This window comes from Oribacterium sp., from assembly GCF_057249185.1.
The window spans coordinates 1-13,850 of record NZ_DBHIGR010000046.1 but is presented as its reverse complement, the minus strand read 5'-3'; the positions used below and the strand labels follow the sequence as shown (position 1 = coordinate 13,850).

The following is a 13,850-nucleotide window of genomic DNA, read 5'->3' as shown; positions in this document are numbered from 1 at the left end:
TTTCTTTTCAGCAATGATTTTAGACCAGGAAAGGAGCGGAGAACAGAAAAAGCGGGCATGGCAAGAAAAGCAGGAAGAGGAAGAGAACAGACAAAGAAAGCAACAGGCAATCCGCTTTGCTTCCTTGGAAGAGCTGCTTTCCCGTTTTCATAAGCTGGAAGATATGCAGGATTTAGAAAAAGAAGCAGCCGGTCGAAAAGAAGAGTTCCTTCGCTTCGTGGAAGAGGAAGGAGGAGAGCAGGCCTTTTCTTTATTGGAAGAGAAACAGAAGGAATGGGAGGAAGGCCCTTCTTTAGAGGAGAGCAGGAGAAAGCTGGAAGCTTTCCGGAAAGAGGAGGAGGAAAGAAGGGAAGAGATTCGGAGGAAACGGGCGGAAAGAGAAGCGAAGGTTCGGAATCTGGATTTCCTGGAAGAGCAGGAAAGACTTTTGGCACAGAAAAAAGAAGAGCGAGAGGCCTTGGAAAAGCGCTACAATCTTTTGCAAAAAACCAAAGCTTATCTGGAAATGGCCAAGGAGCGTTTTGCTCTGCAATATAAGGAGCCTATTTTGGAAGCCTTCCAAAAGTATTTTCAGAGTATCTGCACAGAGCCCCTGCAATTCCAGATGAGCGAGGACCTGGAGCTTAGCTTTGTGGACAGAGGCTTAAGCCGGGAGCAGGGTTATCTAAGTGAGGGCTTGCAGGACCTCTGCCGTTTCTGTCAAAAGTTGGCCATCTTTGATGCCATGTTCCAAGAGGAGAAAGCCTTCTTATTATTGGATGATCCTTTTAGCCATTTGGATGAGAAAAATGGAGCAAGAGCCAGAGCCCTATTGGAGGAGCTGGCTGAGAGCCGTCAGATCTTTTACTTTACCTGTAGTGAGGAACGAAGGGCATAAGCAAAAGCTATTAACGAAAGCCGTTATCGAGAGATAGCGGCTTTTTTCGTGCCTTTTTATGCCTTTTAGGGCAAAAAACTTATAAAGAAAAATTATTTTGCAAAAATAGAATATTTTTTGATTTTTTGCTTATATATTAAAAAAATAACGCGATATACATACATAGCAAAATAATTTAAGAAAAAAGGAGCTATAAAACATGAGGAAGATAAGAAATAGAGGAATTAGAGAAAAGCCCCCGAAGAGGGGCGAGAAAGGCGGAAAAGCACCGCCGGCGGGAAGAGCTTAAGAGGGTAGCTGCAATACACTCTACTCTTTCGAAAATACGGTAAGAGGACCGGGGAACACCCGTGGGAGCACAGAATATACGGCAAAGAGAGTTCAGCACTATTTATGCCTGAACCGAGGGCGCTGAGAAAAAGAAGAGCCCGTGGTGAGATTCCCCCGTCCCCTTAAAACTTTATAAAAGCATAGCTCCTTTTTCTAAGGAGAAAGAGAAGAATTTCTTCTTAGTAAGAAAATAAACGAAAGCAAACGAAAAAAAGAGTATGAAAAAAATTGTCTGCATAGACATTTTTTATAAAGAACGCAAAGTGAGGGATAATTAATGATGAAGAAGAACATGAACAGATTAGCAACATTGGCATTAAGTGGAATGATGGTACTTTCCACCGCCGCACCGGTATTCGCGACAAGCACAAATATTGATAAGACCAATCCTAATCTGAATAAGTATTTTGGTAAGGAAGAGGCAAACGTAGGTGTAAGTGCAAATGCCGGCGGAAAGCTGGAGGCTTTGGGAAATTCCGTTTCCTTTGATAAGGTAATCCGTGTGGAGACTGACAACGGTGAGATGGTAGACCAGCCGGATGTGGTATGGACATATACCGTTGCAGGAGTCACAAACAACCAGAAGATTAATGTCGGCGGAGCATCCGAATCAGCAGCATTTGAAGTAGGTAAAACAAAAATTGTAGATAAAAATAATCAGGAAATGATTGTTTTAGCCGGACAGGCTTCTCAGATTGATGAGACCACCAGTGATTTAAAGGCGGAATTTAAGGCGAACAATTTTGAACTTACCGGTGCTACTTTAAAAGATTTTACTGATGGTGTAAAAATCAGCTTTAAGCCTGCTGCCTTTGCTACTCCGGGAGTATATCGTTTCGTAGTGACGGAAGGAGCTGCAACAGGAGCAAACAGCGGAGACGTGGAGGCTATGAAGGTTAACGTGGATGGTGTGGAAAAACCCTACCAGACTCAGCGTTTCCTGGATGTGTATGTACGTCTGAAGGATGGCAGTGCTGACAGAGAGATTTACGGTTATGTTCTCCACAGTGGAGATACTCTGGTTTCCAGCAATGCAACAGGAAATAAGCATACCGGAGACAAGAACAGCGGCTTTGATGGAGATGGCAATAAAACGGGCAAGAGGGATACTCCTCAGGGATATACCCGTTATACCCCAAGAAAGATTAAGATTGATAAGAAGATTTCCGGAATGATCAATAAGGATAATCTCTTTCCCTTCACAGTCAACCTTTTTCATAATCCAGTCAATGGAGGAGCAGCTTATGACAACCCGGATTTGCAGGTTAAGGTAAAGCTGCCGAGACAAAGTAATTATACCGTTAAGAAGGCAAGTGATATTCCCGGCTTAGGAGCAAAGTTGAAGGATGGAGACTCCCTGGAAATCATCGGTCTTCCCAAAACCACTACCTATAAAGTAAAGGAGAACAATAACACTGCTTTAACTATTAAGTCTGATGTGCGTTTCTCCGAGGACGTGGCACATGAGATTCCAGATACTGTAACAGCAGTTTCTGAAACAGTATTACCGACAAAAGACTCCACAGAAAGAGGCGAAGGTAAGAGCTTAGTAGAGAAGGACAGCCATGTGGCTTACCACAACCACATCGATGAAATCACACCTACCGGTGTAGTACTGACTGTAGCTCCTTATGCCATGATGTTAGCAGTGGCAGGAAGCATGGGCTTCATGTTCTTTAACCGGAAGAAGGAAGAGGAATAAGTCGTCTATCCCTTCTTAGGATAGAGGAGACGGGAAAAGGAAAGCCTTAGGGTTTTTCTTTTCCCCGGATTCTTCCTCATCCCTTTTTTCCCCAATCCATCCCGGTCATCCCGGATAGATGCGAGATTTTCGGGAACAAAAGTATTGCATGTATCCCGGGATACAAGAGTAGAGAGGCAAATATGAACATTGCGGTGAGAGCGGCAAGGCTGGGAGATCGCATGATTACCGTCTTAGCTGCCATTCTAATGATTCTACTCATGAGCTACGGGGGATTTTCCCTTTGGTACACCTATATGACCATGCAAGAAGGATTTTTAAACAATGACTTAATGTCCTTAAAACCAGTAGTAAGTGAGGATGGCAGTCTAAGCTTTGAGGAACTCTTAGCCTTAAACAAAGATACCAGAGCTTGGATTACCCTGGACGGAACCAATATCGACTACCCTATGGTACAGGGAAAGGATGATATGGAATACGTCAATAAGAATGTGGAGGGAAATTTCTCCCTATCCGGATCCATTTTTATGAGCTATCACAATGCGCCGGATTTTTCCGACCCCTATATCCTGACCTATGGACATCATATGGACAACGGCGGAATGTACGGAGATGTGATGGAGTTCATCGATGACAGTTATTTTGAAGAGCATAAGACGGGAACTTTGTATCTACCCGGCAAGGCAAGGCAGTTAGAGGTTTTTGCCTGTATGGAGGGAGATGCCTATGACCCCTATATCTATAATGTTATGGATAAACAGGGAAATATGCAGGAGTTTCTGGATTACATCAAAAATAATGCACAGCAGTATAGAGATATTGGGATGAAAGACACGGATCAGGTAATCAGCTTATCCACCTGTGTATCCGCATCCACCAACGGTAGGATGATTGTCTTTGCCAGAATAAACCCATAAGGGGGGTGAGGGAATTTGTTTCGAAAAAAATGTCAAAAAATCTTAGCGGGACTATGTGCCCTCCTCTTAATGGGGACGGGGAAGTCCACGGTGCTGGTCTCCAGTGCCAGTGAACAGAAGAAGAATTTCGGCTTGGAGAAGCCTGCAGAAGTGCAGATTCCCTTTGCCATCTCTGTTTCCGGAGAAGAGGTTCCCCAGTCAGAGTTTCGCGTCTATATAGAAAGAGCTGTGGAAAGCCCCAATGCACCGCTACCAAACCCCTACATTATGGATCTCCACATGGACTCCGGGGAAGAGCAGTTCAGCTTTGGAAAGATGCAATTTTTAAGTGAGGGAGAGTATCATTATCGCGTTCGTCAGGAACAGCGAAATCATGAAGGCTTTACCTATGACACCACGGTATACTCCGTTGTGATTGAAGTACACAGTAAGAACAAGGACTACAATGGAAATGAAGTATCTCCTTATCTTTATGCCATTGTCCTTGCGGAGAAAGAAGGAGAAGAGGATAAGTCCGGTGAGCTGTTGTTTAAAAACAGCTACTACCGAGATCCATCCACTCCGTCTCCCGGACCCGGGCCGAAGGGAGGAAATGAGAATCCTCCCGGTAATCCACCCAAGAATCCCGGCGTTTTGGGAGTGGGTAGAGAAATCCTAAAACCCATCGAGGGAATCATCAGTCAGGTACCCTCCGTCTTGGGCGTGGCAAGAAAGATTGCCACAGGGGATGACAGTGATATGGTATTCTACGGTTTATCCGCCTTACTGGCCATGGGAAGCTTCGGCTTTTGGAGCTACCAGGTAAAGAAGCGTAGTGAGGATGATGAAAATCCCGAAACAGAAGAGTAAAGAGCCTTTCCCTTTCTTGGTTTAGGAGAGAAAGAACGGGGAAGGTTAAAGAAAAACACCTTAGAAAAGAGCTTGCAGAAAGGCGTAAGGGGGCTCCTTCCAAGGTGTTTTTTTATCTATTTCTTTCCGGCTTCTTCCTGTTCATTCAGGTTTTTGGAAACCGTCATTTCCTGATTATCGATATGCTCCTTCATCAGAGCCTTTGCACGAATAATGTCTCGAATCCGGATGGCCTCCAAAATCTTCTCGTGCTCATTAATCAGCGTTCCTCTCTGGGCTTCATCCTTGATGTACTCTAAACGATAGCGGTACATCTGCTCCCGAAGATTGTTAATCATCTGAATCAAACGCTTATTGCCGGTGGCATTGTAAATGATGTCGTGGTAAGCCTCATCCGCCTCCGCAATCTCCATTTCCGTACCGGTGGCTACGGCCTTCTTAAAACGATCCTCCGCCTCATGTAAGGCAGCCAGTTGCTCCTCGTCGATTCTCTGGCAGGCCAGGTCTGTAGCCAGCTCTTCCAAAGCGCCCCGAACCTCCAGCACATCCTGTAAAGACTTGTGAGAAATCTTCGCCACCTCTGCCCCTCGTCTGGGAATCATCAGAACCAAACCTTCCAGCTCCAGCTTTCGGATTGCCTCTCGAATGGGCGTTCTGGAAACTCCCAGCTTTTCTGCCAGCTGAATCTCCATGAGTCTTTCGCCGGGCTTCAGTTCTCCCTTTAAAATCGCCTGTCTCAGGGTATTGAACACCAAATCCCGTAGGGGAAGATACTCGTTCATATTAATGGTAAAATCGCTACTCATCTGTTCCTCCTTCTTCTGCCCATGGCTCTGTAAGATATACCTGTTGTGCTAAATGTCGATCCTCGCCATAGCGAAGTGCTTGATAAGCTTTTTCGGCCCAAGCTTTATGTTCCAAAGGAAAAAGGGCGAAGACCGTGGGGCCGGAACCGCTCATTAAAGCCACCTCCGCTCCATAGGATAGGAGACGATCCTTCAGAAGCTGTATTTCCGGTCGCATGGCAATGCTGACTTTTTCCAAAAGATTTCCCATTAGTGGGGTGATTTCCGATAAATTTCCTTTTTTCAGAAAATACAGAAATTTTTCCACATCCGGATGCTCTTCTTTAGGAATGGCATTTACGTTCAGGGCTTCATAAACAGCCTTTGTAGACAGGGAAAATGCCGGTTTTGCCAAGAGAAGAATACAAGCCGGTAAGTTGGGAAGGGGAGTAAGAATTTCTCCTATACCCTCCGAAAGATAACAGCCTCTGTGTAAGCAGAAGGGAACATCCGCTCCCAGCTTCACTCCTCTTTTCTCCAGGTCCTCTATACTAAGACCCAGAGCATATACCCGATTCATCAAATGCAGTACGGCGGCGGCATCTGTGGAGCCTCCCGCCATTCCCCCGGAAACCGGAATACGTTTTTCCAAGTGAAAGGATAAGCCTTCCCGGATAGAGAACTCGTCAGCCAAAAGCTTTGCGGCCTTTACCATCAGATTATCCTCCCCGGTGGGGAGAAAGTCCAAATTACTGCTTAAGCGAATGCCGGGTGTCTTCTCCCTTTTCAGAGAAATTTCATCGCAAAGCTTCACGGTATGCATGACCATGCACACATCATGATAGCCATCCGGTCTTTTTCTTCGCACATCCAGGGAAAGATTGATTTTTCCGTAAGCCTGAATTCGCTGTTCTTCCATGCTTCTTCCTTCTTAAAATAATCCTGTATACAAACGCCACTTTATTGTAAAGGTTAAATTGCATTTTTGCAAGTGCAATCCTTTGTGTTACTAAAGTCCGGAGGGAAGGGCGGTGTAGAAAAGCAAATTTTCAGCTTTGCTTTGGAAATCATCCATAAGATAAAAAAATATTGACAGGGTGACAAATTGTCACTATACTTGGCTCACGAAAAAAAGTGACAAGTTGTCACCAGGCTATGTTCCGGTTAAAGCGAATAGCTTGCCATTGATGAGAAAGTATAAATCATCACAGAATGTATTGAGGGGGGAAGATGCCTACACTAAGATTTTTGAAGTTGGAGGAAGAAAAACGAAGGCGCATTTTGGAAGCGGCAAAAAAAGAATTTTCTTCCTATGATTATGACAAAGTATCCATTAATCGGATTATTCAGGAAAGTGATATTTCCAGAGGAGCTTTTTATACTTACTTTCTGGATAAGGATGATTTGCTGGTGCATCTTTTTGAAGCGGAAGAGGATAAGGCGGTGCGGTATTTCATGGAAATCATGCAGCGAAATCAGGGAGATTTTTTTCAAAGTATTCAGGAATGGGTCATCGAAATCGTGAAGATTCGAAAAAAACAGATTGTGCAGGACAGCTTTGCCATGTTTTATCGCTCCGGATTTTTAAAAAACCTTTCCTTGGCCAGTATGAGAAGTCACATGGACAGGGGAAGACGGGACAATATTGATGTGGTATTAGAAGCAATTCCCAAGGATTATTTTCCGAAGACATTATCGGAGGAGGAAAAGGGAATCGGGATTCAAACCGCATTTTCACTGGCTTCCCTCAGCCTTTTACAGGCCTTTTCCATAGAAAAAAGAAAAGATGGATTGTCAGAGCCGGAGGAGGATACTAAAGAGCGGGAAGTTTTTCTGCAAAAGATTCTTTATGTTTTTCAAAAGCAGATTCAGCTTTTGGAAAAAGCGTTAGGAGGAATAGAGTAGAGATGAAAAAAGGGGTAAAAATTGTAATCGTGTTGCTTATCCTTTTAGGAGTGGCATTTTTGGTAGGAAGGCGTGTGTTAAAGCCTAAAGAGGAAGTGGAACATACGCAGCTTCCTTTAGCTACCGGCATTTCCGTGGAAAAGGGTGACCTGTCCATTACAGAGTCTTTGGTAGGGACCATTGAGGCCAGTGAGCAGTATGCTTTGGCTTCCAAGGTTTCCGGAGAGGTTTTGGAAATCTATGCGGAAAATGGTGCGGAGCTGAAAAAAGGAGATAAGATTGCCCGCTTAGACAATCAAAAGCAGATTGATGCGGCAAAATATACTTTGGAGCAGGCAGAGGCCCAGGCGAAGGCGGCAAGCGACGCCAGAAACCGTTTGGCAAGCCTCCAAGCCTCCGGAGATATTTCCGCCCAGGATTTTGAAGCGGCGGATGCTCAGGCGAAGGCTGCGGAAGCCCAGGTAAAGGCGGCAAAGCTGAACTATGATACCCAGGTGGAGTTTGCCACCATTACAGCTCCTGCAGACGGGGTTTTGCAAAACAGCATTTTGGTGAAGGATGCCATGATTCCCCAGGGCATCCAGATTGCCAGTCTTATGGGGAAGGGAAAACAGCAGCTTGTTTTTTCCGCAACAGAGGAACTGATGAAGAACTTGTCTTTAGGCCAGGAAGTGAAGGTGGAGAAGGGACAGGAACAGTATACCGGCTCCATTACCGAGATTTCCGGGGTAATGAATGCCCAGACCGGACTTTTCACCGTGAAGGCTAATTTAGAGAATTCCTCTCTTCCTGAGGGAAGCCGGGTGAAATTAACCGTAACCAAGGACAGCAGAACCGGGGTAAATCTTCTTCCGCTATCCGTGATTTACTATGACAACGGTTCTCCCTACGTTTACCTTTTGGAAAAGGGAGAGGGAGAGAACGGAACCATCAAAAAGCAGTTCATAGAGCTTGGCCTGCAGGGAGAAGAAAAGGTGGAGATACTTTCCGGTCTTTCGGAGAAGGATTTAGTTGTCAGCTCCTGGAATAACGAGATGTATGACGGCGCAAAGGTAAGACTGAACAGCTCGGAAACAGAGGCTTCTTCTGATGAAAAGAAGACAGGAGAAACAGATAGCAGTACTGCGGCGCTTAGTTCTGTCGCTACGGAAACCGGAAAGGAGGGCTAAGGATGCTTTCCATGACGAAATTCGTCTTAAGACGACCGGTTACTACCTTTCTTGTGGTAATCACCCTTATTTTCTTTGGTTTCGTTACATTCACCACCATGAAAATGGAGCTGCTCCCCAATATGAACTTCCCCTACCTTATCGTGACCACCACCTATCCCGGAGCCTCTCCGGAGGATGTGGACGAGCTGGTAACCAAGCCCGTTGAGGAGGAAGTTTCCCTGCTTTCCGACGTGAAGCAGGTCAGATCCCAGTCCAATGAGAACTTTTCCATGGTTATTGTTCGTTACAATTACGGCACGAACATGAGCAAGGCCTATGACAGCCTGAAGAAAAAGATGGATGCCATCAAATCCTCTCTGCCGGAGGACGCCAAGGATATCAGCATAATGGAAGTGGACATTAATGCCAGACCGGGTATGGTTCTCTCCATCAACAATAAAAATGAGAGTCAGCTTTATAATTATGTAGAAAACAATATTAGGCCGGAGTTTGAAAAATTATCCACCGTGGCTTCCCTTTCTCTTTCCGGAGGACAGGAAAGCTATGTAAGAGTGGAGCTTTCCCCGGAAAAACTGCAACAGTATCATTTGACCATGGAACAGGTGGTGGGAATGATGCAGGCTGCAAAGTTTACCTATCCTGCAGGAAGTACGAAGGTGGGAGACCAGGAATTATCCATCAGTACCTCCCAGGAATATTCTACTGTTGAAGAATTAAGAAAGCTTCCCATTACCACCGGAACAGGAAATACCCTGACTCTTTCGGATTTGGCTACAGTGGGTTCCGCCCTGTCGGATAAAAGCAGTATAGGACGATATAACGGCGAAGAGACTATTACCTTAAGCTTAAATAAGCTGCAGAGTAAGTCGGACATTGCCATGAGTAAGGATGTGAATGCCTTAATCAAGAAGCTGGAAGGGAAGAATCCCAATCTGGAAATTCACGTGATTTCCGATTCTGCGGACAGCATCAAGAGCTCCCTGTCCAGCGTATTTCAGACCATGATTATGGCTATCGTGATTTCCATGCTGATTATCTTCCTTTTCTTCGGAGATATTAAGGCCTCCCTTATCGTAGGTTCCTCCATTCCTTTGGCGATTTTAGGGGCCATTGTCTTTATGGGCGCAATGGGCTATAGCCTGAATATGCTGACCCTTTCCGCCCTGGTTTTAGGCGTAGGTATGATGGTGGATAACTCCATCGTAGTATTGGAAGCCTGCTTCCGTGCGATGGACGATTACGGAGAACGGCAAAGAAGTCTGAGGGAAGCTGCTATTGACTCCGTAAGGGTAGTGGGAGCCTCTGTTTTCGGAGGAACGCTGACCACCTGTGTAGTATTCCTTCCCCTGGGATTTTTACAGGGAATTTCCGGACAATACTTTAAGCCCTTGGGCTTTACCATTGTCTTTTGTATGGTGGCTTCCTTGATTTCCGCGGTTACCATCGTTCCCCTTTGCTTTACCCTATATAAGCCTAAGGAAAACAGTAAGGCGATAGCTTATCGGGGGGTACGACTGTTACAGGATGCCTATAGAAGCACCATCAGCAAGTTTTTACGGCATAAAAAATTCGTGCTGGTGGCCACAGCGGGAATTTTGCTGCTTTCTCTCTTCCTGGCGACACAGCTCAGAACAGAGCTGATGGCGGATATTGATACAGGAACCGTTGAAATCGGCATTACCCAAAAGCCCGGTCTTTCCATAGAAGAAAAGGAAAGAGTCATTCAAGAGTTGGAGGAGTTGGTGGCAAAGGATCCGGATACGGACCGTTATACCGCAACGGCAGGAGGCTCCGCCCTTAGCGCCCTCTATGGCGCAAGGACCGATCCTACGATTACGGTATACCTGAAAAAGGACCGCTCCATGAAAACCAAGGAAAAGGTAAAGGCATGGAAGAAGGCTCTGGAGAACCGTTCTCAGGATGTTTTAAGCGTAAAGTCCGTAAGTGATACCAGTTTGAGCGGAGGGGATTACAGCACCGGGAATAACTATGAAATTATTATTCAGGGCTCAGATTTGGAAGAGCTTCAAAGAAAGAGCAATGAAATTCTTTCTTTATTACAGAAGCAGAGCAGCCTTACCGGCATTCATTCCAGCCTGGAAAATGCAGCGCCCCTCTTGCAGGTTAAAGTGGATCCCATTAAGGCAGCGGCGGAAGGTTTAAGTCCTATCCAGATTGCCCAGTCCCTAAATACCGATCTATCCGGTAAAAAAGCGATGAAAATGACGGTGGAGGGGCAAAAGGTGGATGTGTGGGTGAAATATCCCAAGGATCAATTTGATAACTTGGAAAAGGTAAAGTCCATTCGTTTTACCACGCCTACAGGGGCGCAGGTTTCTCTGGAAAGTTTGGCTATTGTAAAGTATGCGGATTCTCCTGCCAGCATTGAACGAGAAGATAAAAAGTATCAGGCGACGATTACGGCAAATTATACGGAGCAGGCCAACAACAATACCAAAGCGGAAATTGACGACTTGGTCAGCAAGAATCTGGGAGAGAATATTTCCGTTGTGGCTAATTCTCAGACTCAAAGTATGAATGAGGAGTTTGCGGATTTGTTCCGTGCCATCGCCATTGCGGTCTTCCTGGTCTTTGTAGTCATGGCGGCGCAGTTTGAGTCTACACGCTTCAGCTTTATGGTGATGACCACCATCCCCTTCTCCTTAATCGGTTCCTTTGGATTGTTATGGCTTTTTGACGCTACTCTGTCCATGACCTCCCTTTTGGGATTTTTGATGCTGGTGGGAACGGTGGTAAACAACGGAATCCTCTATGTGGATACGGTAAATCAGTACCGTCAGGAAATGCCTTTGGAAAAGGCTTTGACAGAGTCCGGTGCCACCAGACTTCGGCCGATTTTGATGACCACCCTGACTACGGTATTGTCTATGATTCCTATGGCTATGGGCTTCGGAGACAACGGTGCCCTGATGCAGGGACTGGCTTTGGTAAACGTGGGAGGCTTGGTGGCGTCTACTTTACTGGCACTGCTTTTGCTTCCGGTGTACTACATGATTATCTATGGCAGGAAAAAACATATGATAAAAGTTTAAAGCCGGCAGCGCGGCTTTGGTGCATAGCGTAAGGCGATATTTGGCAGGATAGTTGAAACTTATTTAGGAGAAAGAACACCAAAAGTTCACAGGATTGACGATTTTCGTTAAGAAATTCTGAGGAATATTATGTTATAGTAGAGAAGACTCCTTTTCTCTTAGTAGGGGCTGTAAGGATACATTATGGCTCTTATGCAGTATAGGTCTGAAATTGGGGCACGCTCCCGCTAACTTCGCCTCGTAGCGGATACTAAGCGAAAAACTGCAGTACCTTTGTTTTTCGCAAGTACCGGCGGGCTCAGATTGCCCCCATCTCAGACCTGTACTGCATAAGGCCAATCAACTGTACTTTATAGCCCCATGCTTAGAGAATATGAGCTTTTTTTATAAGGAGAAGAGAATGAGAAAAAAGGGATATCCTATTAGTTTAGCAATTGTTTTAGCGAGCCTTTCCTTTACCATGCCTGCCATGGCACAGAAGGTACCGGGCTTTTCCGATAATGTTTCCGTGGATCAGATGCAGACTTCCTTTGAACGGCAGCGTTCCGAGGAGGAGTGGGCAAAGCTTCGGGACAATGTGATTTCCTGGGAGGAAATCGGGGACTTGGTCCATGAATACAACCCCACAGTATCCAGTCTTTGGAGAAACTTCCGGGAAAGTGACAGTAGGGGAAGCTACAATGTCAATGTAGAGGATGCCAGAAATCAGGTGGAAGAAGCCTATGAAAAGGCATTGTCCGCTGCAGACGGAAATAGCGTGGCGGAGGCTTTGGCAGAAATGCAGTACCAGAGCAACAGCAGCAATTTTTCCGCAGATACCGTGGCGCAGAATGCAGACCGGGAGATTGCCAAGCTTTCCGTGGAACAAACGGAGCAGAATACTATTGAGACCATTAAAAAGTCCTTCATTAGCAGAGAAAGTACAGGCCTTCAAAAGCAAATTGATGCTTTATCTTTAGCGGATGCGAAAAGCGCACAGGAAAGCACCGAGAGAAAGAAAGCTATCGGAAAGGCCACCCAGATTGATGTACTGACTGCTAAGGAGGCCTATGACCAGGCGAATCTGAGTCTTACGAAGAACAATTCCGCCTTTGATAAGATGACGGAGCTTTTACGGGTGAATCTGGGCTGGAAAGCTAGTGACACTCCGGAGATGCCTGTAATTCCAAGCCTTAGTGCGGAGCAGCTGGCGACAGTGAATTTAGAGGAAGACAGTAAGACGGCTTTACAGAATAACTACAGTCTTCGGATTTCAGAAAGAAAGCTAAACCTTTCCACAGGAGAGGCCAACCGACAGAATCTGACCAGAAGCATTTCCGCAGCAAAGGAAAAGATTCAATCCGATATGCTTTCTCGCTACCAAAGCTTAAAGCAGGCGGAGGAGGCAAAAAGACAGGCGGAGCTGCAGGCTTCCAACGCACAGCAGGCTTACCAAAAGGCAGAGCGTGGCTATAAGCTGGGAAGTGTAAGCCGAGTGGATTTTGAAAAGGCGAAAAATGCTTCCGATACTGCAAGCCTTCAAAAGCAGCAGGCGGATTTGAAGCTTTATGAAGAATATTTGGATTATCAGGCTGGAAAGAATGGTTTGGCGACGGCAGAGTAAGAGAAAGGATACATTGAATCTTTTATGGAGAAGAAAAAGAATAAGATAAAATCCGCATTTGCTCTGGCTTTGAGCCTAGGGCTTCTCTGTCAAAGTTTCCCTGCTTTCGCGGAGGAGAAGCCTTGGGATGTAAATGACAACATCATTTCCTTCAGAGAAATCCCGGATCTTGTGGACCAATTCAGTACCGTGGCCAAGATGGAGCAGGATGCTTTGGCGCAAAGCACCGGCGATATGGCTTCCGTACAGAAGGCGGTAAAGGACGAAAAGGCTGATATACTGGCGAATTTGCAGGAAAGCATTGACAGCTTAAAGGAGCAGAAGCAGGATACCACAGATCCTACGACCAAGGCTTTTTTGCAAAGCCAGATCAATCAGTTAGAAAAGGTAAAGAACAGCAAGAAGATTTTACCGGATATAGACAGCAGTCTGGCAGAGGTGAACCAAGGCCTGGTGCAGCTTTCCGAGACGGAAAAAAGCATGAAGAAGGCGGAAGCCAAGACGGAAAAGGCTGTGAAGTCCGGATTTTATACCGGAAAAAAGCTCTTAAGCGACGGTATGCAAAATCTTTATTTCAGTGCCATTTCCTTGGAAAACAATAAGACAATGCTGGAAAAAAGAGTGGCCATGTTACAGGCAGGCTTAGAAAAGACGGAA

At 45.6% G+C, this 13,850-nt stretch carries 10 protein-coding genes and 1 pseudogene; 9 read left to right on the top strand and 2 right to left on the bottom strand.

The window, feature by feature from the left end:
• From ACO4PX_RS04155 to ACO4PX_RS04140, 4 genes are all read left to right on the top strand, one after another.
• Positions 1 to 877, top strand: an 877-nt coding sequence (locus tag ACO4PX_RS04155) for an AAA family ATPase (RefSeq protein WP_485571623.1), incomplete at its 5' end; no start/stop codon positions are given.
• 622 nt (positions 878 to 1,499) lie between these two features.
• Complete coding sequence (locus ACO4PX_RS04150) at positions 1,500 to 2,909, top strand: DUF7601 domain-containing protein (protein ID WP_485571621.1); 1,410 nt, start codon at positions 1,500 to 1,502, stop codon at positions 2,907 to 2,909.
• 182 nt (positions 2,910 to 3,091) lie between these two features.
• Positions 3,092 to 3,826, top strand: a complete 735-nt coding sequence (srtB, locus tag ACO4PX_RS04145) for a class B sortase (RefSeq protein WP_485571619.1) — start codon at positions 3,092 to 3,094, stop codon at positions 3,824 to 3,826.
• Positions 3,827 to 3,841: 15 nt separating this feature from the next.
• Positions 3,842 to 4,675, top strand: coding sequence for a Spy0128 family protein (locus ACO4PX_RS04140; protein ID WP_485571617.1), 834 nt, complete (start codon positions 3,842 to 3,844; stop codon positions 4,673 to 4,675).
• A gap of 116 nt (positions 4,676 to 4,791) precedes the next feature.
• On the opposite strand, the gene ACO4PX_RS04135 is transcribed toward ACO4PX_RS04140, so the two are convergent.
• Together ACO4PX_RS04135 and ispE are read right to left on the bottom strand one after the other, a co-directional pair.
• Complete coding sequence (locus ACO4PX_RS04135; RefSeq protein WP_007157066.1) at positions 4,792 to 5,481, bottom strand: GntR family transcriptional regulator; 690 nt, start codon at positions 5,479 to 5,481, stop codon at positions 4,792 to 4,794.
• A complete protein-coding gene (ispE, locus tag ACO4PX_RS04130; RefSeq protein ID WP_314999171.1) occupies positions 5,474 to 6,379 on the bottom strand; it encodes a 4-(cytidine 5'-diphospho)-2-C-methyl-D-erythritol kinase in 906 nt (301 codons plus the stop codon). Before ispE ends, ACO4PX_RS04135 begins: the two co-directional genes overlap by 8 nt.
• Before the next feature lie 311 nt (positions 6,380 to 6,690).
• Between ispE and ACO4PX_RS04125 the strand changes: the two genes are divergently transcribed.
• The 5 genes and pseudogenes from ACO4PX_RS04125 to ACO4PX_RS04105 all read left to right on the top strand — a co-directional run.
• Positions 6,691 to 7,365: a TetR/AcrR family transcriptional regulator gene (locus tag ACO4PX_RS04125; RefSeq protein WP_314999172.1), complete on the top strand. Its 675-nt coding sequence runs from the start codon at positions 6,691 to 6,693 to the stop codon at positions 7,363 to 7,365.
• 2 nt (positions 7,366 to 7,367) lie between these two features.
• Positions 7,368 to 8,534 carry an efflux RND transporter periplasmic adaptor subunit gene (locus ACO4PX_RS04120; protein WP_485571615.1) on the top strand — a complete coding sequence of 389 codons (1,167 nt, stop codon included), beginning with the start codon at positions 7,368 to 7,370 and terminating at the stop codon, positions 8,532 to 8,534.
• 2 nt (positions 8,535 to 8,536) lie between these two features.
• Positions 8,537 to 11,590, top strand: coding sequence for an efflux RND transporter permease subunit (locus tag ACO4PX_RS04115; RefSeq protein ID WP_485541021.1), 3,054 nt, complete (start codon positions 8,537 to 8,539; stop codon positions 11,588 to 11,590).
• A gap of 400 nt (positions 11,591 to 11,990) precedes the next feature.
• Entirely contained in the window at positions 11,991 to 13,193 is a 1,203-nt protein-coding gene (locus tag ACO4PX_RS04110) for a TolC family protein (RefSeq protein WP_485571613.1), read from the top strand.
• Positions 13,194 to 13,217: 24 nt separating this feature from the next.
• Positions 13,218 to 13,850: pseudogene (locus ACO4PX_RS04105) on the top strand (hypothetical protein); the annotation flags it as partial.